We start from the raw sequence: 20,666 nt of genomic DNA on the forward strand, positions 1-20,666 counted from the left end.
TGCGAACATTTTGTGACAATGTTATGCTATAATGTGACTAATCAGAACAGTTTTGACCGCAATCGATCACCCGGAGACCTGACATGGGGCTTAAACTCGACGGCATCGGCAAGACGGTTGGAAAAGAGATTCACCTCAAGGACATAGACCTGGAGTTCGAATCCGGGTCCCGCTACGTGGTACTCGGGCGCACCCTGGCGGGCAAGACCTCGCTGCTGCGCATCATGGCGGGGCTGGACCGGCCCACCACCGGCACGGTGGAGGCGAACGGCGTGGACGTGACCGGCGTATCGGTGCGCAAACGCAGCGTGGCCATGGTCTACCAGCAGTTCATCAACTACCCCTCCCAGACAATCTACGAAAACATCGCCTCCCCGCTGGCCATCCACGGGATGCCCAAGGAGGAAATCCGCACGCGGGTCATGCAGGCGGCCTCCATGCTGCACATCGAGAACATGCTCGACCGGCTGCCCGCCGAGCTGTCCGGTGGCCAGCAGCAGCGCACGGCCATCGCCAGGGCTTTGGTCAAGGACGTGGACCTGCTCCTCCTGGACGAGCCCCTGGTCAACCTCGACTACAAGCTGCGCGAGGAGCTGCGCGACGAACTGCGCAAGATATTCAGAGCCCGCGACTCGGTGGTCGTCTACACCACCACCGAGCCCACCGAGGCGCTCATGCTCGGCGGCAACGTCATCGTCATGCACGAGGGCGAGGTCCTCCAGGTCGGGCCCACGGCCGAGGTCTTCCTCCACCCGGCCAACACCAGGGTGGCCGAGGTCTTCAACGACCCGCCCATCAACTTCATCAGCGGTTCGGTAGACGACGGCAGGGTCAACATCGGCCACGCCCTGTCCCTGCCCGTGCCCCGGACCATGTCCGGCCTGTCCCCCGGTGAATACACCTTCGGCATCCGCGCCAGCCAACTGAACCTGAAGTGCGAAGCCGACGGATGCGCGCACATCCGGGGCCGGATCGGGCTGGCCGAGATCAACGGCTCGGAGACCTTCGTTCACTTCAATTACGGCGACGATTCCCTGGTGGTCCAGGAGAACGGCGTCCACGCCTTCGAGGTGGGCAACCAGGTGTCGGTCTACGTAAGGCCCGAGGCCTTCTACGTCTTCAACGCCACGGGCGATCTCGTTGTCGCGCCGGCCAACCTGTAGCGGGGGTCCCATGGCACGCATCGAACTGAACGAAATCAAGCACAGCTACCTGCCCAACCCCGCCGGGGAGCAGGATTTCGCGCTCAAGCGCATCCATACGGTCTGGGAGGACGGCGGGGCCTACGCCCTGCTCGGCCCCTCGGGCTGCGGCAAGACCACCATGCTGAACATCATCTCCGGCCTGCTCAAGCCGTCCCACGGGTCCATCCTGTACGACGGGAAGGATGTCTCGGCCATGCAGCCGGAGAAGCGGAACATCGCCCAGGTCTTCCAGTTCCCGGTGCTCTACGACACCATGACCGTATACGAAAACCTGGCCTTCCCCCTGCGCAACCGGGGTGTTGACAAACGGAGCATCCGCGAGCGGGTCCTGGAGATCGCCGATGCCCTGGACCTGACCCCGGACCTGAACAAGCGGGCCGCCAACCTGTCGGCCGACGCCAAGCAGAAGATCTCCCTGGGGCGCGGGCTGGTGCGCAGCGACGTGGCGGCCATCCTGTTCGACGAACCCCTGACGGTCATCGACCCGCACCTGAAGTGGAATCTTCGCCGCAAGCTGAAGGAGATCCACACTAAATTCAACATGACCATGATCTACGTGACCCACGACCAGGTGGAGGCCATGACCTTCGCCGACCAGATCGTGGTCATGTACGAGGGCGAGATCGTGCAGATGGGCACGCCCCAGGAGCTGTTCGAAAACCCGGAGCACACCTTCGTGGGCTACTTCATCGGCAGCCCCGGCATGAACTTCCTCGACTGCACCCTGGACGGGCACATCGCCAGGGTCGGGAACCTCGACATCCCCCTGCTGCCCTCCCTGGCCAACCTGTGCGCCGGGGACAACCTCAGGATCGGCATCCGGCCCATGTATGTGGGCGTGCACGACGGCCCGGTGGAACACGGCATCGAGGGCACGGTCACCGGCGTGGAGGACCAGGGGTTCTGCAAGATCGTCACCGCGGCCTTCAACGGCAGCGAGATCAAGGCCAGGGTCAACGAGGCCGGGGCCGTGCCGGAGGGGAAGTGCTGGCTCTCCCTCCCGCCGGAAAAGATCAAACTCTACTGTGACGAGCGGCTGGTCAGACAGGGGGATTCCCAATGAACAAATGGCGAGACAACAAGGCGTGGTTCCTGGTTCTCCCGGTCTTCGCGATCGTGGCCTTCTCGGCAATCATTCCACTGATGACCGTGGTCAATTACTCGGTCCAGGACATCTTCGGGCCGGGCCAGCGTTACTTTGTGGGCGTGGAGTGGTTTAGGGACGTGCTCCTGGACGCGCGGCTGCACGACGCCCTGTTCAAGCAGCTGTCCTTCTCCTTCCTGGTCCTGGTCACCGAGATACCGCTCGGCATCGTCATCGCCCTGATGATGCCGAAGAAGGGCTGGACCGCCTCGGCCTGCCTGGTCATCCTGGCCCTGCCCCTGCTCATCCCCTGGAACGTCATCGGGACCATCTGGATCATCTTCACCCGGCCGGACATCGGCCTGTTCGGGGCCATCGTCAACAACGCGGGCATCGCGTTCGACCACACGGCCTCGCCGGTGGACGCCTGGATCACCCTGATGCTCATGGAGATATGGCACTGGACACCGCTGGTGGCCCTGCTGGCGTATGCGGGCCTGCGGGCCATCCCCGAGGCCTACTACCAGGCAGCCAAGATCGACGGGGCGTCGAGCTGGGCGGTCTTCCGCTACATCCAGCTGCCCAAGATGCGCGGGGTCCTGACCATCGCCCTGCTGCTGCGCTTCATGGACAGCTTCCTGATCTACGCCGAACCGTTCGTCCTGACCGGCGGCGGGCCCGGCAACACGACCACGTTCCTGTCCATCTATCTGGTCAAGATCGCCGTGGGCCAGTTCGACCTCGGTCCGGCCGCGGCCTTTTCGCTCATCTACTTCCTCATCATCCTGCTGTTCTGCTGGTTGTTCTACCAGGCCCTGCAGGCGGTGGGCACGGGAGACAAGGCATGAGACTGAAAAAACGACACCTGGGGCTGATCGCCTACCTGATCATCCTGTTTCTGCCCATCTACTGGATGCTGAATATGTCCTTCCGGACCAACGCGGACATCATGCGGTCGTTCTCGCTTATCCCGACCCATCCCACGCTGGTCAACTACATGAAGATCTTCACGGACCCGTCCTGGTATTCCGGGTACATCAACTCGATCATCTACGTGACCATCAACACGGTGATCTCGCTGGGGACCGCCTTGCCGGCCGCCTACGCGTTCTCGCGCTACCAGTTCATCGGCGACAAGCACGTCTTCTTCTGGCTGCTGACCAACCGCATGGCTCCGCCCGCGGTCTTCCTGCTCCCCTTCTTCCAACTCTACTCCACCTTCAACCTGATCGACACCCACATCGCCGTGGCCCTGTCCCACTGCCTGTTCAACGTGCCCCTGGCCGTCTGGATCCTGGAAGGGTTCATGTCCGGCGTGCCCAGGGAGATCGACGAGACCGCCTTCATCGACGGCTACTCCTTCCCGCGCTTCTTCATCCGGGTGTTCATCCCGCTGATCCGCGCGGGCATCGGCGTGACCGCGTTCTTCTGCTTCATGTTCAGTTGGGTCGAGCTGCTGCTGGCCCGCACCCTGACGACCACGGCGGCGAAACCCATCGCCGCGACCATGACCAGGACCGTCAGCGCCACCGGGCTGGACTGGGGGCTGCTCGCCGCGGCGGGCATCCTGACCATCGTGCCCGGCGCCCTGGTTATCTGGTTCGTCCGCAACCATCTGGCCAAGGGCTTCGCCCTGGGCAGGGTCTAGGAGGAGGCAATCATGAATCTCGAATGGATGGCATGGACCCCGGTCACCGCCGGGTTCTTCCTGACCATAGCGCTCATCCTCGTGGGCATGACCATCTGGGAGATCGTCTCCCCCTGCGTGGCGCGGCGGGGCTTCCTGCCGCTGACCACCACCCGCGGCGACCGCCTGTTCATCGGGCTGCTGGGGAGCGCCTACATCCACCTGGCGTGGATCGGATTGACCACCTTACCCGTCTGGATCGCTACGGCTATATCCGTTTGTTTCCTGATCATCGTCATGCGGTGGGGATAGCGAGACCGCATGGATATCGCGAACGGGAAACGGGAGGAACGGAAATATTGGGTATTACGGCAGAGGTCTTTTCTTAATCAGCATACGGAGGTACGTATGAAGTTGCGGCGTTTATTGACTACGGGAATGCTGACCCTGGCATTCCTGAGCTTCGCCACCGTCGGCCTGGCCGACATGAAGGCAGCGGAGAAATGGGTGGACAGCGAGTTCCAGCCGTCCACGCTGAGCAAGGCGGAGCAGATGAAGGAAATGGAGTGGTTCATCAAGGCGGCCGCTCCGTTCAAAGGCATGGAGATCAAGGTCGTCTCCGAGACCATCCCCACCCACGAGTACGAGTCCAAGGTACTCGCCAAGGCATTCTATGAGATCACCGGCATCAAGGTCACCCACGACCTGATCCAGGAAGGCGACGTCATCGAGAAACTCCAGGTCCAGTTCCAGTCGGGCGAAAACGTCTTCGACGGCTACATCAACGACTCCGACCTGATCGGGACCCACTTCCGCTCCGGCAAGGTCGTCAACCTGACGGACTGGATGGCGGGCGAAGGCAAGTCCGTGACCCTGCCCACCCTGGACATCGACGACTTCATGGGCAAGTCCTTCACCACCGGCCCGGACGGCAAGCTCTACCAGTTGCCCGACCAGCAGTTCGCCAACCTCTACTGGTTCCGCTACGACTGGTTCAAGAAGCCCGAGCTGCGCAAGGCCTTCAAGGCCAAGTACGGCTACGAGCTCGGCGTGCCGGTCAACTGGTCCGCCTACGAGGACATCGCCGACTTCTTCACCAACGACGTGCGTGAGATCGACGGCGTGGCCATCTACGGGCACATGGACTACGGCAAGAAGGCCCCGGACCTCGGCTGGCGCTTCACCGACGCCTGGCTGTCCATGGCCGGAGCCGGCGACAAGGGGCTGCCCAACGGCAAGCCCGTGGACGAATGGGGCATCCGCGTGGAAGACTGCCATCCGGTGGGCTCCTCCGTGTCCCGCGGCGGTGCCACCAACGGCCCGGCCGCCAAGTACGCCCTGCGCAAGTACATGGATTGGCTGCGCAAGTACGCCCCTCCGGGCGCGCTGGGCATGGACTTCTACCAGTCCCTGCCGTACCTGGCCAAGGGCAACGTGGCCCAGCAGATCTTCTGGTACACGGCCTTCACCGCCTCCATGGTCGAGAAGGGCACCCCGGTGGTCAACGCCGACGGCACGCCCAAGTGGCGCATGGCTCCGTCCCCGCATGGCCCGTACTGGGAAAAGGGCCAGAAGCTCGGCTACCAGGACTGCGGTTCCTGGACCCTGCTGAAGTCCACCCCGGTCGACCGTCGCCAGGCCGCCTGGCTGTTCGCCCAGTTCTGCGTCTGCAAGACCGTCTCCCTGAAGAAGGCCCACGTCGGCCTGACCCCCATCCGGGATTCGGACATCCGCGACGAGTCCTTCACCAAGCGCGCCCCCATGCTCGGCGGCCTGGTGGAATTCTACCGCTCCCCGGCCCGCGTAGCCTGGACCCCCACCGGCACCAACGTTCCCGACTACCCCAAGCTGGCCCAGCTGTGGTGGCAGAACATCGGTGAGGCCGTGGCCGGCGAGGTCACCGTGGACACCGCCATGGACAACCTGGCGGCCGAGCAGGACAAGATCATGATGCGCCTGGAACGCGCCAACGTGCTCAAGATCTGCGGTCCCAAGCTGAACAAGCCCAGGGAAGAGTCCTACTGGCTGAACCAGCCCGGCGCCCCCAAGGCCAAGCTGGCCAACGAGAAGCCCCAGGGCGAAACCGTGGACTACGACGAGCTGATCAAGGCCTGGAAGCAAGGCAAGGCCATGTAACCCGCATTGAACGCGAAAGAACAGGGGGCGTCCCGGCCGGGACGCCCCCCTTTTCCGTTTCAGGCCGGGAAACGCCGCAACGGACCGAAGGCATCCCGACGCTACAGGTTGTTGATCTTGCAGGCGGCACAGGCCGCGCCGAAGCCGTTGTCTATGTTGACCACGGTCACGCCGCTGGCGCAGGAGGTGAGCATGCCGAGCAGGGCCGAGAGGCCGGAGAAGGACGCGCCGTAGCCGACCGAGGTGGGCACGGCGATGATGGGCTGGGAGACCAGGCCCCCGATGACGCTGGACAGGGCTCCTTCCATGCCCGCGATGACGATGATGACCCGCGCCTTGCGGATGTCGTCGAGGCGGTCCAGCAGCCGGTGGATGCCCGCCACGCCCACGTCCGAGGTGATCCGGGCGCGGCTGCCGAGCATCTCGCAGGTGACGCGGGCCTCCTCGGCTACGCTCAGGTCCGAGGTCCCGGCCGTGACGATGGCGATTTCCCCTTCCCGGTAGACGATGGGCTGCCGGGCCAGGGTCAGGGTCCGGCCCATGGCGTTGTACCCCGCGTCCGGGCAGACGGACAGGACGTGGTCGGCCATCTCCCGCGACACGCGGGTGGCCAGGATGTTGGCCTGATCACCCATGCGCGTGAATATCTCGCCCACCTGTTCCGGGGTCTTCCCCTCGCCGTAGACCACCTCGGGGAAGCCGTTGCGCAGGGAACGGTGCAGGTCGAATTTGGTGTGTCCCAGATCCAGGTACGGGAGGTCGCGCAGCCGCTCGATCCCGTTCTCGACCGAAATCCTGCCGTCGCGAATTTCGGACAGCAGTTCGGTCAAGGCGTCGTTGGTCATATCGTTACTCCTTGCTGCCGGTCGCTTCCGGCTCGTTGAGGCTGCCCATGCGGTAGCCCGCCAGGTCCACGGACACGTAGCGGTAGCCCAGCGCCTTCAGGCGGTCGTCGATCCGCTTCCTGACGCCGCTCTCCAGGCAGGCCGCGATGTCTTCGGGCCGCAGTTCGATGCGGGCCACCTCGCCGTGGCTGCGCAGCCTGACCGCGGCAAAACCGAGGCCTCTCAAAAACGTCTCCCCTTGGTCGATGCGCTCGAATTCCGCCTCTTCCACGGCCACGCCATGGGGCAGACGCGTGAGCAGGCAGGCCCCGGCGGGCTTGTCCCAGGTGGGCAGGTCGTACTCCCTGGAGAGGTCGCGGATGTCCTGCTTGGTCAGTCCGGCGTTGAGCAGCGGGCTGCGCACGCCCAGCTCCCTGGCGGCCCGGATGCCGGGACGATGGTCGCCCAGGTCGTCGAGGTTGCCGCCGTCGAGTATGTGCCGGATGCCCTCCTCCGCGGCGATGCGGACGAGCTCGCCGAACAGGGTGCGCTTGCACAGGTAGCATCGCTCCGGCGGATTGCCGCGGATGTCGTCGGGGACGGGCAACTCGATCAGCTTGTGCCGGACGCCGAGGGCCTCGGCGAACTGTGCGGCGCAGGCCGTCTCCGCCTTGGGGGAATAAGGCATGACAAAGGTCACCGCAAGGACGGACTCGCCCACGGCGCGCTTGGCGGCATGCAGCAACAGGGTGCTGTCCACGCCGCCGGAAAAGGCCACCAGCACGCGCTTCATGCCGTATATCTCGGCCAGCAGCACGGCATATTGTTTTTTCTGCCGTTGGGTGAGGGCCATGGCGCTACGCCTTTTCCAGCCCGGCAATGAGGGCGTAGACCTCGGCCAGGGGAATGTCGTTTCGCCGGGCCATCTCCCGGCATTCCTCGTATTCCGGCTTGGAACGCAGGACCTCGCCGTCGAGCAGCGCCCGCTTCATGGTCACCGGCCCGAGCGGGGTTTCGAGGGTGTCGAACCGCCGCTCCAGTTCCGTCTTTTCCAGCGGGAAGCTCTTCACCCCGAGGGTCGAGGTGTGCCGGAAGAGCAGGTCCTTGAAACGCGCTTCGTCCGCCTCGGCGCAAAGCAGGGAGAGCATGGTCGCCGGGCGGTTCTTCTTCATGATGATGGGCGTGAAGTGCACGTCCATGGCCCCCCGCTCCAGGAGCAGGTCCATGGCGTGGCCGAGCATCTCCCCGGTCATGTCGTCGATGTTGCATTGCAACAGCCGCGCCCGGCTGGTCCGGGAAAGGGAGGACCGGCCCACCTCGGCCAGGTGGACGCGCAGCAGGTTCGGCCGCTGCGACGACTCCCGGTGGCCCACGCCGTAGCCGGTTCTGGTCACGGTCATGGCCGGGGCCGGGGTGAATTCATCGGCCAGCTCGGCGACGATGGCCGCACCCGTGGGCGTGGTGGCCTCCATGTCCGTGCCGCCGCTGACGGTCGGGATGCCGTGGAGGATCTCCACCGTGGCCGGAGCGGGCACCGGGATGACGCCGTGGGCGCAACGGACGAAGCCGCTGCCCAGCTCCACCGGCGAGACCCAAACCGCGTCCACGCCGAGCCGGTGATGGCAGATGGCCGCGCCGACGATGTCCACGATGGAGTCGGTGGCCCCGACCTCGTGGAAATGGACCTCGTCCACGGGCTTGCCGTGCACCCTGGCCTCGGCCTCGGCCACCCGGCGAAAGATGCCCAGGCTGGTCTCCTTGACCTCGTCCGCCAGGGAGCTTCCCATGATGATCTCGCGGATGTCCGCGAAAGTGCGGTGCGGGCCGTGGGCATGCCCCGTACCGGCCGCATCCCCGTGCGCATGAGCATGGCCTTCATGCCCGTCATGAGGGTGCGCGTGGTCGTGGCCATGGTCGTGGTCATGGGCCTCGGCGTCCAGGCGGACGTCAACGCGCGTGCCGCGGATGCCGTTGCGGGCAGCCTCGGTGACGTCCAGCCGGAACTCGTCGCCCAGGCCGAGCTTGTCCAGCTCGGTGCGCAGGTACTCCGGATCCACGCCGAGGTCGATCAGGGCGGCCAGGTTCATGTCGCCGCTGATCCCGGCGAAGCAGTCGTAATAAATTATGTTCATTGCTATTCCATATAATACGTCAGAAGGGAGAACAGGGCGGACGGCACCATTGCGCCGCCCGCCACCTTTCATTCGTACCCGCGGGCGGGAACTTCGGCCCTAACCTTCCAGTTCGGCCGCGACCCGCTTGAGCACCTCGGGAATTTCGATGGACTGGGGACACTTCTCCAGACACTCGCCGCACTCCACGCATTGGGAGGCGAAACCGGGCCGGCGTTGCAGGACCGTGCCTTCGGCAAAGGCGTTGTACATGTGCTTGGCCTCGGCCAGGTTGCCGAACATGTGCAGCTTGTTGAACATGTCGAAGCAAGTCGGAATCTGGACACCCGTCGGGCACGGCATGCAATAGCCGCAGCCCGTGCAACCGACCTGCATGAGCTCGCGGTAGGTATCGGCCGCGCGCTTGACCAGGTCCAACTCGCCGCGGCTCAGGGAACCGGCCTCGGCCACTTCGGCCACGGCCAGATTCTGGCTGATGTGCTCCTCAACGTTCATGCCGGACAAGACCACCGTGACCTCCGGATGGTCCCAGACCCAACGCAGGGCCCACTCCGCCGGAGTCCGGCCGGTCTCGGCCAGGCCCCAGATGTCGGCGATGGCCGGAGGCGGCGTGGGCAACGCCAGGTTGCCGCCGCGCAGGGGTTCCATGATGACCACCCCCAGGCCTTTGGAGGCCGCGTATTCGAGCCCCTTGGTACCGGCCTGGAAATCCGTGTCGAGGTAGTTGTACTGGATCTGGCAGAAGACCCACGGGTAGGCGTCGACGATGGGCTGAAAGTCCTCGGACAGTCCGTGGAAGGAGAACCCCGGATTGACGATGCGCCCGTCCTTGACGGCCTTGTTCAGGAAATCCTTGATCCCCAGGGACTCGATGGTCTCCCAGGACGGCCCGGACAGCGCGTGGATCAGGTAGTAGTCGATATGGTCGATGTCGAGCCTTTCCAACTGGGCGTTCAGGAAGGTGTCCATATCCTCGCGGTTCTTGATCAGCCAGGTCGGCAGCTTGGTGGCGACCTTGACCTTTTCGCGGTAGCCGTCCTTCAGGGCCTTTCCGAGCAGAGGCTCGCTTTTTCCGTCATGGTAGGGCCAGGCGGTGTCCACGTAATTGACCCCGTTGTCGATGGCCGCACGGATCTGGGCGATCGCCCGTTTCTCGTCGATTTCGCCGTCGAGCATCGGCAGCCGCATGCAGCCGAATCCGAGAGCCGAGAGCTTGTCGCCGTTCTTCGGCATGGTTCTGTAATGCACTATAGTCTCCTTTTGCAATCTGTTGGCTGCGTCGCAGACAGCCTGTCATCAAAACTATAGCCGTCCCTCCGGCAAGGCGCATACCCATTCATGGCACATTATTGCCTGATCCTACAAAATATTGAAATATCGGATAGCACGGACAGCGGGGAAGCGGCACACGGCCCCCTCCTCCGCGTCACAGCGAGGGCCGCCCCGGATCAACCGGTCCGCTTCGATCCCCACCTGGCCGTATGCAGGAGGCCGATCCGAGCGCCTCGCCGTGTCCGGGGTCCGGGTGGCGAACTCTTCCATGCGATGCCCACGCGGCGGCCCCGCCTTTCCGGGCGCCTCAGGCCTGCCATGCGGCCGCGCACCGGCTTGCCGCCGACACGGAGGCGTTCATTTTCCGTCCCTGGCCTTCCGAGCCTCGGCTTCCGCGTTGCCGACAGGCCGGAGAGTGCCGTTTATCACCAATTCTTTCATCTGTCCTCTCCTTGGATGCCGCTTCCATCGCGCAATTCGTGCCGGGCCGGAGAACGGGGGGAACGGCTCGACGAGATACGAGTTATCGCCTCCTTTGAGGATCGGGTAGTATGATCCTCTCTCATTATTGCCTTTTTATCGCGATTATGGCGGAAGACGGTTGTGCGCCCCTTCCCGCTCCGGTGGTAGCCCAGGTCGAGCAAGGCCGGAAGCCCCATGTCGGCGGGATGACAACCCGCGGCGATCTCAACTCGCCGACAGGCCCGGCGATTTCTTCACGATTCGCCATGGAATACAGGCAGCTATTTGGCACACTGTCCTGCGAAGCAGCCAGGTTCTGCGTTTGCCGAAATGCCGTCCGCCGTCTGTTGACAGCGTCGGCCGTTCCAATTATTGACCTGTCAACAATTGACACATCAACGAATTGAGGCGGCATGCATCCCGACACCATCACGGCGTTCGACCAGGACTCTCCGGGTCGACGGTTCTCCATTATCCAGCGGCTGAGCCTGATCTACCTGTCCGGGCCGATGTCCGAGACCGGCATCAGCAAGAGCAAGATTCCCTATTTGATGAAGATATTGAGCACTCCGGGGATTGTCCAGGAAGACCTGACAAACTACCTCTGCCTTGACCGGGCCGCGACGGCACGGGCCCTCCAGTCGTTGGAGAACAACGGCTTCGTCTACAGGGAGGAGGATCCGCAGGACCGCCGCCGGAAGAACGTATACCCGACCCCGAAGGCGGAAGGCCTGCAGGGGGAAATGGTCGACATCCTCAAGGCGCACAACGACGTCCTCCTTTCCGGCTTCACCGGGGAGGAGCAAGGCCTGCTCGTGTCGCTGCTCGACAGGGTGGCGGACAACCTGCGCCGCAACCTGGACAAGCCCGATCGCGACGCCGGCATGTAACCCGGCCCAGGCACCTTTTTCCAAACGATTTCAGCAAAGGCCGTATCTTGAAAAAAACATTCAAAAGAGTCCTTGTCGCCATTATCGGACTCGGCTTTATGGCATTCGGCGTGGCATTCTCCGTGAAAGCCAATCTGGGAGTCTCTCCCATTTCGTGCATCCCGTACATCTACAGTCTGAAGTACGATATGACCATCGGCGAACTGACCATCCTGATGAACACCCTGTTCGTCGTGGCCCAGTTCCTCATCCTGCGGAAGAAATACACCCTGCTCCACCTTTCGCAACTGGTCGCGGTGACCGTGTTCGGCTTCTGCATCGACCTGGCCCTGTACGTCATCGGCAACCTCAACGTCTCCGCCTACGTGTGGCAGGTGCTCCTGTGCCTGCTGAGCTGCCTGTTCATCGCTTTCGGCGTCTTCCTCCTGGTCAAGGCCAACCTCACCTACCTCCCCGGCGATGGTTTCGCCGTAGTCGTCTCCGATACCTTCAACAAGCCATTCGGCAAGCTGAAGGTCTCGCTGGACAGCTCGATGGTCGTCATCGGCCTGGTCAGCTCCCTCCTGTTCTTCCACAGGCTGGACGGCATCCGCGAAGGGACCGTCATCGCGGCCCTGCTGGTCGGCTCCCTCGTCAGGTTCTACAACGGCAGGATCTCCTGGCTCGACGCCTGGCTGGGCTACGAAGCGGCCGGACAGGCGGATTCCGGCCTCCTGCCCGAAGGTCCCGGCAGGCATCTCGTGGTCACGATCTCCCGCGAATACGGCAGCGGCGGGCACGGCATCGGCCAGGCTATCGCCAGAAAACTGGGCATCGATTTCTACGACAAGGAACTGATCAACATCACCGCCGAGAAGAGCGGCTTCACCGAGGACTATATCCGGGAGAACGAGCAGAAGCTGGCCGGCACGCTGCTCGACGAACTCTACATGCAGAACTACGCCTACGTGAAAGACGAGCTGCCGCCGTCCGACGTGCTCTTCCTGGTGCAGAGCAAGATCATCCGCGACGTCAGCAGCAGGGGCCCCTGCGTCATCGTGGGACGTTGCGCCAACTTCATCCTCAAGCAGAATCCCCACTGCTTCAACGTCTTCGTCCACGCCAACGATGCGTACCGCCGGTCCAAGATCATCCGCGAGTACGGCGTGGAGTCGCTGATCTCGGGCAAGGAACTCGACAAGCTGGACCGCGAACGGGCCAACTACTGCCTGGAATACACGGGCGAGGACTGGCGGGATTCGGCCAACTACCACATCACCATAGACAGCTCGTTGTACGCCAGCGACGACGAGATCGCCGACAAGATCATCGAGATGATCCCGGAGGACGTGCTGCACCCCCAGCCCGCCCCGGACGCACTCCCCACCGCCGCCTAGAAGCGCCCCGCTTCCGGGCGGCGAAGACGGGAAGTGGGCGGCGCGGACGCCCCTGCGCGGGGCGCAAGCCGTCGACGCCGAGCGTCATCGTGGCGACGAAGCCGTCCTGTTCGGCGGGCACACGCAGCAGCCTTCATGGCGCACGATATCGGCACTACGGCCCGACGGAATTTGCGGATTCGGCTTGACGCCGGTGCATTCGGCAAAATCGCCCCTTGCGGCCTTGTCGCTTTCGATTGCACGATCGGATGAGCCCCGCTGATCATCTCTACCGCCGCCTGTAACGATCGGGACCTTTATCCCAGACCCGGCGACCGGTTTGCCGGGCCGGGAGAGGGGCCGGCGCCGACAACCGGACGGCTGGAGCAGCAGAAACAACATTCATGACTATTCCCTTCCCGGATGCATACGCCCCCCTTCACTCGGTCAGACCGCAGCAGGCACCCCAGGCGGTCAATCCCGACTCCCGCCACGGCATGGGACCGACACTCGGCCAGGATAGAACGATCCTCTTTCATTTTTGCACGATCTTCCAAAAAATGCGCACGACTTCTTGTCCCCATTGTTCATAAGCTGGTAAGGATTGCTCGAAAGGAGGCTTTCAATGAGCAAAAATGAGACGGCCGAAATCAGCGCGGCCCGTAGCGCCCTGGCCAAGCGGATTTACCGCTGGACGGAGGACAGCGACAATCTGGTACCAACGGTGCCCGGCCTGAGGCTGGTCCGGTACGAGGCCCCCACCGAGCCCATGAGCGCCATGTATGAACCGTGCATCTGCCTGGTCGCCCAAGGGGCCAAGCGCGTCCGGCTCGGCGACGAGGAGTACGTGTACGACGAGAACCACATGTTGATCACCTCCGTCGGCCTGCCGGTGATGGCCAACATCGTCCGTGCGAGCAAGGAGACCCCGCTCCTCAGTCTGGTCCTGAAGATCGACCTGCGCATGGCCACCCAGCTCATGGTCGACAGCAACCTGCCGTTGCCCCGCAACCGGCAGCCGGGCCGGGGCATGGCGGTATGCGAGGTCTCCGAGCAACTGATCGACAGTTTCCTGCGCCTGATCGACCTGATGGACACCCCGGAGGATATTCCCATTCTCTCGCCGTTGATCCTCAAGGAAATCCTCTATCGCCTGCTCATGAGCGACCTGGGCCCGCGCCTGCGCCAGATCGCCACGGCAGGCAGCCATGGACAACAGATCGCCCGGGCCGTGAACTGGCTGAAGGGGAACTACACCAAGCAGCTCAAGGTGGAGAGGTTGGCCAGGGAGACCGGGATGAGCATCTCCACCTTCCACCACCATTTCCGGGCCCTGACGGCCATGAGCCCCCTGCAATTCCAAAAGTGGCTCAGGCTGCACGAGGCCAGGCGCCTGATGCTGGTGGAAAGCCAGGACGCCACCACGGCCGCCCTCCAGGTCGGGTATGAGAGCCCGTCGCAATTCAGCCGCGAGTACAAACGCCAGTTCGGCGCCCCGCCGCTACGCGACATCAAGAACCTGCACCAGATGGGACAGACCGAGGTCGTTTCCGGGGTGGCGTAACATACGGCCGCCCCGCCGCGGGCCTTGCGCCGACAAGCGAAAGCGCGTCTGCTCGCGGTGCGCACGGCGTCGTGGGGAAAGCGGACATCGTGCGGACAAGAGAGGGCAAGAGCAAACAGCGCCCTGCCCAACCTCAACGGGCAGCGGACGGCTTCTTTTCCCCAAGCTCCCACCACGGGGAAAACTGCTGCGATTGATCGCCGAGATCGACCACTTCGCCGATCTTAGGGGTCACCAGCCGATACGATTTGCCGCTTCCCGCCGCAACGAAGCGCCTGAAAGGCTCGTCCCAGGAGTGGAAGGCGATATTGAACCTCCCCGCATGGGAAGGCATCGCCGCCCGGGTCCGCAGGTCCTCGGCCGCTTGGGCCGCCTGTTCGGGCATCATGTGGACGTACGGCCATTGCGCGTCGTACTGACCGCTGTCGACCATGACGAAGTCGAACTCCCCGAATCGCTCCCCAATCTCCTTGAAGTGAGAACCGTACCCGCTGTCGCCGCTGTAGAAGACCCGGCGGTCCGGGGTCTCCAATGCGAACGAAGCCCACAGGGTGCGATTGCGATCGAAGAGCCGCCCGGAAAAATGGCGTGCCGTCAGGACATAAACGGTCAGGCCGTCTCCCGCCGGTACCGCCTCGCCCCAGTCCGCTTCCTGAACCATCTCGTCAGGGAACTCCCAGCGGGCGAAATGCGCGCCGACCCCAAGCCCTGTGACCACGTGACGTATCTTGGGCCTGAGGGCCGTGACCGTATCGTAATCAAGATGATCCCAGTGATCATGGGAGATGAGCAGGTAATCGATGACCGGCATATCCTCGGGAGTATAGATGGTGGTTCCATCGAATGCCCGGGTTGAAAAAGAGACAGGGGAGGCATGGTCACTGAGCACCGGGTCGATCAAGATTGCCTTGCCGCCCAAACGGATGAAATAGGAAGAGTGGCCGAGCCAGACGACGGCGTCGGCATTCGGATCCAATGTCTTGAGGTCGGTCTTGACCACCGGCAAAGCCTCCGGGGGCGTCAGGCCTTCCCCGTCGCGCAGGAGAAATTTCAGCCACAACCCGAACCCCCCGCCGCCCTCGACGATCTGCGGGATGGGCTCGCGATTATGGAATATCCCGTCCCGGTAGTTGAGGGATTGGGAAATCCGGTCGAGCCGCTCCCCCTGGGGGAGTCTGCCGAACCTGGCCCGGCCCATGTAGAAACAGCCGGAGACGACGAGCAACGCGATAAGCACGCAAAACAGGATCATGGCCTTTTCAGTGTCCTCATGATTGGTTGTTCCCCTCAGCAGCATTCCCCGCCGTTTCGCGGCGCCTTGCGGCTGTCCCCGCGTTGGCGGGAGGCTACCAACCGGACCGCTCCCCACAGCACGACGAACAAAAAAATGGAGTTTACGGTCACGGAACAAAGCAGTTCCGGCGAAAATACTCCGCCCATGGTCACCGCACAACTCCACGCTGCCCGGGACGACTCCAGTACAGTTTGTAATATATCCACGTTCATGGCTTGCTCCTTGAATTGCCCGCAAGGTGAAATCCTCACCGCATCATAAAGACCACTCTACGTCCTTTCGTCCCGATTGAATTGGCAAGTTCTCCAAAAAAGTTGCCTGATCGTCCAAAATACGGCACGTGTGAGTGAATATCCCCCGCCATTTTTTGGGTTCATCCGGTTCAAGCGTACTTTTGACAAAATGAAAGGACATGGCGTCCACCCGATAATCATACCACTGAGCATCGGGAGGAGTAATCACGGTAATCCCCCCGAAACGGCGACGCAAAGCCGCCCATGAGAAAAAAGCTCCCCAAAAGGAAGCCTTGGTTTCTCGCTGCTTGGCGGCGCAAGCGTCGGCTGATTGTGTCGCCCTCCCCCGCCGGAAGGGTTCGGAAGTACATCTCTTCGGAATTTACGGACGTCGGTCCCACGCCCGGCAGGATGCCTGCCGGGCGTGGCCGGTCTCCTAGGATTTGATCCGATCGGCCATATCCGTAAGGACGATGCGGACTTCCTTCTTGTGGATATCCGTTTGGAACTTGGCCGTTTCCTCAAACTTGCTCTGAAACTTCACGAAGCTCCCCTCATGGACTTCGATGTCCCGGGTCTCGTTCGTGCGGAAGGTTTTCTCGTACACGGTCTTCCCGTCGACCAGTCTGACAACCCTGATATCGCGGTCCCAAGTGTAGGTGTGGGTATCCGTATCGGAAGCGGCCAGGGCGTCGAGTCCCAGAGTCAGGATGCCGCGGATGGCCTCGCTTCCGTTGTGCCCGTCGATTTCCAGGATGGACTTGGCGCCGGGCAGTTTCCGGCGGTTGGAAGTTACGACATAGTAGTCGTACCCGTCCGCGGCGAGCTGTCGTTGAATAACTCCTTCCATGCGCCTCATTTCGGCGTTTATCTGATCCATGTCCGTCATCCCGTTGAACGCATTCCGGTTGACCACGACCAGATCGCCCGCAACCCCCGCGTCTTCGATAGCGTCGGCCAGCATGTACTGAAACTGGTTTTCGAGTTGCGTCGCGGCGAGGACGGACTTGCCGCCTTCACTTTCATTCAGCTTGGAGCCGCTGTTGTTCGTCCGCCCGAGGACGTCCTGGCGGCCGGTGACGATGTAGGGATTGGTCCCGGCCGGTTCCGAGGGTATCTCGGGCGACCAGCGGGCCAGTACGGCGACCCGTTTCCCTTCGAAGCAGGGGACGCTCCCCTGAAAACCCGAATCGGTGGTGTACGTTCGGGCCGTATTCTTCACTCCGCAACCGCAGGCGAGAACGGACATGAGCATCAGGCAGACAAGGGTGACGATCTTTTTCATTGCAGTCTCCTCATTATGTTGGTTTCCGGCCGTCATCACGGCCCTCTGCATGAGAAGTCGGGGCATCACCAAAAAGGTGACACGCACAAAGAAAAATCACGTCAACCGGCTGCTCCCGATCAATCCGTACCGTAATGGACAAAACCGGCCCAATAGAACGGATTGCCTGCTCTCCCCCCAGCTCTTTCAGCGTGCAACCGATCCAGCAAAGCCCCCTGAAACGCCTCACCGACGGAACGTCCATCCTTCAGAAGGCGGCCATACATATCAACCATCATCAACTCCGTTTCCTCATCCGGGACACTCCACATGCTGACCACGAGGTTCCGCGCCCCGGCCTGCCGAAACGAACGCCGCAAGCCATACACGCCATCGGCATCCGCAATAGCCCCCAAACCGGAATCGCACGCCGACAACGTCACGAGTTCCGTCCCGGCCAGGTCCATATCAAGCACTTCCTCCGCAGTCAGGATCCCGGTACCCGACAGCCGACAGCCGCGCCTGGATTCATTCGCTCCGGCCAGCACGAGTCCGGACCGCAGAAGAGGGCCGGCTCCCGGCGACAGCCACGCATCCGCGGACACCGTCGGCCCTTCCTCCATGACGAGGGTCCGGCGTCCCGCCGCCTGCCGTTTGTCTTCGCCGGAAAAGAAGAAACCATGGGTGGCCAGATGCAATACCTTGGGATGCTTCATTCCGAACAGGGCCGACTTGCTCGCCTCTGCGCCGGTGAGCAGGACCCCCTCTTCTCCAACGAGAGATTGAATGGCCCGGCCTTCACGTTCCGTTCCGGGCAGCGGCTTCAGGGAAAGGGAAAGACGCTCTCCGCCGCCATCCCCCGGGGACGTCATGCGGGACTCGACTTGGACGGCTTCTCCGGCTTGCGCGCCGAAGTCGGGGTTGGCAACAATCACGATCTTGCCCGACGAGGCCTCCCGCCTCTCTTTCCCGGCCAATTCCCTGGCCGTCGTAAGATAGGAAACGCGATGCCGCTCCACGAGGTAGGTGCCATCCTCGTTCCGGAGCACTTCGAGAGGCACGGTCTGGACCCGACCGTCAGGAACCACAAGTAGATGGCGGCTGTCACCGACGACCTTTGCCAAGGGATCATAGAGCCAGGAGCGCAACGTCCGGGAAAGGCGGCCCAAAACGGCTACGTCCGCTTCATTCCCTTTGACGATCTCGTCGCGCCAGGCCGCCACGGCCTTATCGATTTTCAACGCGTCGCCAAGGGCGATCAAATGGACGCCGCTTTTCGGGGTCACCACAAAAGCCCGGTAGCTGCCGGGACGCCCCCCCTCAGGCTCGATGTAAACGTAATCCACCAACGCGCTGTGCGCGGGGAGAGAGATGTCCTTCACGGACACGACCGGCTTGTCGCCCCCTCCGGCCAGCCGGTTCAGATCGGCCTTCAGGGAATCGCGCTCGGCCAGCAGTTCTTCCATGATTTGACGACCTGAGGTATTTTCGTCAGGCAGGCTGTAAGCCGCATACGCCAACTGCCGCCGCACGGATGACAACGCGTGGACAAGCCCTTCAACCCGTTCCGATTCCTTGCCTCGAAGCGCCCGCCTGTACCGGACCTGAGAATCGAAGAACGCCCCCTTGCGATTGAGCCAGATACCGTAGAGGACCTCGGCCGACGCTCCCCCTTCATCCCGGCCTAACAACAAACGGATATTCCGCATGGAAGACGCGTAGTAGGCTTTGCGTTGCGCCTCGGAAGGGAGCGACTGGATCATATCGGCCTGCTCCAGCCCGACGCGTTCGGCTTTCAGGAGCGTTGCATCCCCCTTCCGGACCTGTCCCTGCGCTATCTGTGCCTGTCCCAAACAGGACAGGGCGCGGACCGTCAGCAGATTTCCCTCTCCTCCCATATCCTTGCATGCTTGAATGACTTGCCTTGCGCTGTCGGCAGCTTCATCAGGATGCCCGAATGCCAAGACGTCTTCCGCATAGACCATTTCGGCGACCATCTTTTCAGGGTGTCCGGCAGGGATAACCCGATCGGCAATCTCCTTCGATTGCCTCCGCAACATGTACGCCCTATCAAAATCATTATTCGCTGCGGCAATCCGGGCGAGCACCGAATAGGCCTTGGACACGTCGTAAGAGGGTTGCCCTTGGCTTTTGCCTACTCCATCGATAACGGTTCCGGCGAGCTGTTCTGCTCCAGTCACGTCCCCCAACACCGCCAGAACTTTGGCAAGGCGGACCTGAAGGCCCGTCACGCGCATGTCGGTTGGCGGGAAATGCCGACCGGCCATGCCCAGCCCTTTTTCGTACTCGGCTTGCGCGGCCCCGTAGTCGCCCAACTCAAAATAGAAATCACCCAGCAGCGCATGGTATTGATACAGTTTAACGTGCTCCTTGCCATACACGCTCTCCCAGATCGAACGTACCCTTTCCAGGTGCTTCTCCATCCTCGGGAGGTCGCCGCGAATGCGGTACTGGATGGAGAGCAGCAGCCTGATCTCACTCTCGAATCTCAGGTCAATCTGATCCGGCTTTGCCAACAGCCAGGACTCCATCACGGCCACGCGTTTATCCGACAACACCTGCCGTATCCGATAGGCGTTGAAGACCTGACCGAGGAACATCCGGTCTACCTTCCAAAAAACTTGAGACGGCAGGGTGGTCTTCAACTCCTGGAACAACGGTCCCTGGAGAGCCTCCCCGGCCGCCAGATCGCCCGCGAGGAATCTGTCCCGGCAGACATAGATCAAGGCGAAGGAAACCGTCCGCCGTCCCTGGTTGTCGAGTTTTTGCAACAGCCCGACGCTTTGCATTGCCGCCTTGAGGCCTTCATCCGGATCCCCCATGGAAAAGAGCAACTGGCCATATTCAGCCAAGAGAAGGGCCCGAATCTTGGGCGGCATCGTCTTCTCCGCCAACTCGACGCGCTCCTTCATGATCGGAATCGCTTTCTCCCCATCCCAATCGTGGAGCGCCTGGTAATATTGCGCGTACAGCTCGGCATCCCTGGCGGGCAGCCCTTCGGGGGCGATCATGGGAATCTTGGCTTTGACGGCAAAAAAACTCTGGGGGAGCTTTGCCGCGCGGACAGGACAAGAGGCAAGCACCAAGAAGATGCCGAGCAGACAAGCGATCGAATGTCGATATGTATATGGGCCACCAAGCTGCAGCACGACTTCTCCGTTTTTTCTAATAGCTATTCACATTAACACGAGATATTCATTGCATTCTTGACTGACAAACAAGAGTCAAATACCGTTTCGACGCAGTACTATCAAGGCATCTGCCATTGGAAATAATGAGTCGCAGCCTTCGGCAATGCATGAC

16 protein-coding genes are annotated in these 20,666 nt (G+C 62.3%); 9 read left to right on the top strand and 7 right to left on the bottom strand.

The genetic code is table 11. From position 1 onward, the window contains the following. Positions 1 to 83 precede the first annotated feature (83 nt). From V8V93_RS17575 to V8V93_RS17600, 6 genes are all read left to right on the top strand, one after another. Positions 84 to 1,163: an ABC transporter ATP-binding protein gene (locus V8V93_RS17575; protein WP_338667941.1), complete on the top strand. Its 1,080-nt coding sequence runs from the start codon at positions 84 to 86 to the stop codon at positions 1,161 to 1,163. A gap of 10 nt (positions 1,164 to 1,173) precedes the next feature. Further along, a complete protein-coding gene (locus V8V93_RS17580; RefSeq protein WP_338667942.1) occupies positions 1,174 to 2,268 on the top strand; it encodes an ABC transporter ATP-binding protein in 1,095 nt (364 codons plus the stop codon). After that, complete coding sequence (locus tag V8V93_RS17585; RefSeq protein WP_338667943.1) at positions 2,265 to 3,137, top strand: carbohydrate ABC transporter permease; 873 nt, start codon at positions 2,265 to 2,267, stop codon at positions 3,135 to 3,137. The genes V8V93_RS17580 and V8V93_RS17585 overlap by 4 nt, the downstream gene beginning before the upstream one ends. Then, positions 3,134 to 3,937: a carbohydrate ABC transporter permease gene (locus V8V93_RS17590; RefSeq protein ID WP_338667944.1), complete on the top strand. Its 804-nt coding sequence runs from the start codon at positions 3,134 to 3,136 to the stop codon at positions 3,935 to 3,937. Before V8V93_RS17585 ends, V8V93_RS17590 begins: the two co-directional genes overlap by 4 nt. Positions 3,938 to 3,949: 12 nt before the next feature. Then, positions 3,950 to 4,228: a DUF2160 domain-containing protein gene (locus tag V8V93_RS17595; protein WP_338667945.1), complete on the top strand. Its 279-nt coding sequence runs from the start codon at positions 3,950 to 3,952 to the stop codon at positions 4,226 to 4,228. A gap of 126 nt (positions 4,229 to 4,354) precedes the next feature. After that, positions 4,355 to 6,052 carry an ABC transporter substrate-binding protein gene (locus tag V8V93_RS17600; protein WP_338667946.1) on the top strand — a complete coding sequence of 566 codons (1,698 nt, stop codon included), beginning with the start codon at positions 4,355 to 4,357 and terminating at the stop codon, positions 6,050 to 6,052. A gap of 101 nt (positions 6,053 to 6,153) precedes the next feature. Here the strand turns inward: V8V93_RS17600 and larB are convergent, their stop codons facing one another. The 4 genes from larB to V8V93_RS17620 all read right to left on the bottom strand — a co-directional run bounded on the left by larB (position 6,154) and on the right by V8V93_RS17620 (position 10,256). Further along, positions 6,154 to 6,897 carry a nickel pincer cofactor biosynthesis protein LarB gene (gene larB, locus V8V93_RS17605; RefSeq protein WP_338667947.1) on the bottom strand — a complete coding sequence of 248 codons (744 nt, stop codon included), beginning with the start codon at positions 6,895 to 6,897 and terminating at the stop codon, positions 6,154 to 6,156. 4 nt (positions 6,898 to 6,901) lie between these two features. Further along, positions 6,902 to 7,729: an ATP-dependent sacrificial sulfur transferase LarE gene (gene larE, locus V8V93_RS17610; RefSeq protein ID WP_338667948.1), complete on the bottom strand. Its 828-nt coding sequence runs from the start codon at positions 7,727 to 7,729 to the stop codon at positions 6,902 to 6,904. Between the two features lie 4 nt (positions 7,730 to 7,733). Then, complete coding sequence (gene larC / locus V8V93_RS17615) at positions 7,734 to 9,008, bottom strand: nickel pincer cofactor biosynthesis protein LarC (protein WP_338667949.1); 1,275 nt, start codon at positions 9,006 to 9,008, stop codon at positions 7,734 to 7,736. Between the two features lie 99 nt (positions 9,009 to 9,107). Further along, positions 9,108 to 10,256 (bottom strand): aldo/keto reductase, encoded by a 1,149-nt coding sequence (locus V8V93_RS17620; protein ID WP_338667950.1) that lies wholly within the window; start codon positions 10,254 to 10,256, stop codon positions 9,108 to 9,110. An 899-nt stretch (positions 10,257 to 11,155) separates the two neighbouring features. Between V8V93_RS17620 and V8V93_RS17625 the strand changes: the two genes are divergently transcribed. The 3 genes from V8V93_RS17625 (at position 11,156) to V8V93_RS17635 (ending at position 14,551) form a co-directional block, all read left to right on the top strand. Further along, positions 11,156 to 11,632: a MarR family winged helix-turn-helix transcriptional regulator gene (locus V8V93_RS17625; protein ID WP_338667951.1), complete on the top strand. Its 477-nt coding sequence runs from the start codon at positions 11,156 to 11,158 to the stop codon at positions 11,630 to 11,632. A 122-nt stretch (positions 11,633 to 11,754) separates the two neighbouring features. After that, positions 11,755 to 13,008 (top strand): cytidylate kinase family protein, encoded by a 1,254-nt coding sequence (locus tag V8V93_RS17630; protein ID WP_338667952.1) that lies wholly within the window; start codon positions 11,755 to 11,757, stop codon positions 13,006 to 13,008. A 604-nt stretch (positions 13,009 to 13,612) separates the two neighbouring features. Beyond that, positions 13,613 to 14,551 carry an AraC family transcriptional regulator gene (locus tag V8V93_RS17635; protein ID WP_338667953.1) on the top strand — a complete coding sequence of 313 codons (939 nt, stop codon included), beginning with the start codon at positions 13,613 to 13,615 and terminating at the stop codon, positions 14,549 to 14,551. A 133-nt stretch (positions 14,552 to 14,684) separates the two neighbouring features. On the opposite strand, the gene V8V93_RS17640 is transcribed toward V8V93_RS17635, so the two are convergent. The 3 genes from V8V93_RS17640 to V8V93_RS17650 form a co-directional block, all read right to left on the bottom strand. Then, complete coding sequence (locus V8V93_RS17640) at positions 14,685 to 15,848, bottom strand: MBL fold metallo-hydrolase (protein WP_338667954.1); 1,164 nt, start codon at positions 15,846 to 15,848, stop codon at positions 14,685 to 14,687. Positions 15,849 to 16,514: 666 nt separating this feature from the next. Next, entirely contained in the window at positions 16,515 to 17,363 is an 849-nt protein-coding gene (locus V8V93_RS17645) for a hypothetical protein (RefSeq protein WP_338667955.1), read from the bottom strand. A 119-nt stretch (positions 17,364 to 17,482) separates the two neighbouring features. After that, the gene (locus V8V93_RS17650; RefSeq protein ID WP_338667956.1) at positions 17,483 to 20,512 is read right to left on the bottom strand and encodes a CHAT domain-containing protein; all 3,030 of its coding nucleotides are present in this window, start codon (positions 20,510 to 20,512) and stop codon (positions 17,483 to 17,485) included. Positions 20,513 to 20,666 lie beyond the last annotated feature (154 nt).

This window comes from Pseudodesulfovibrio sp. 5S69, assembly GCF_037094465.1.
Lineage (GTDB): Bacteria > Desulfobacterota > Desulfovibrionia > Desulfovibrionales > Desulfovibrionaceae > Pseudodesulfovibrio > Pseudodesulfovibrio methanolicus.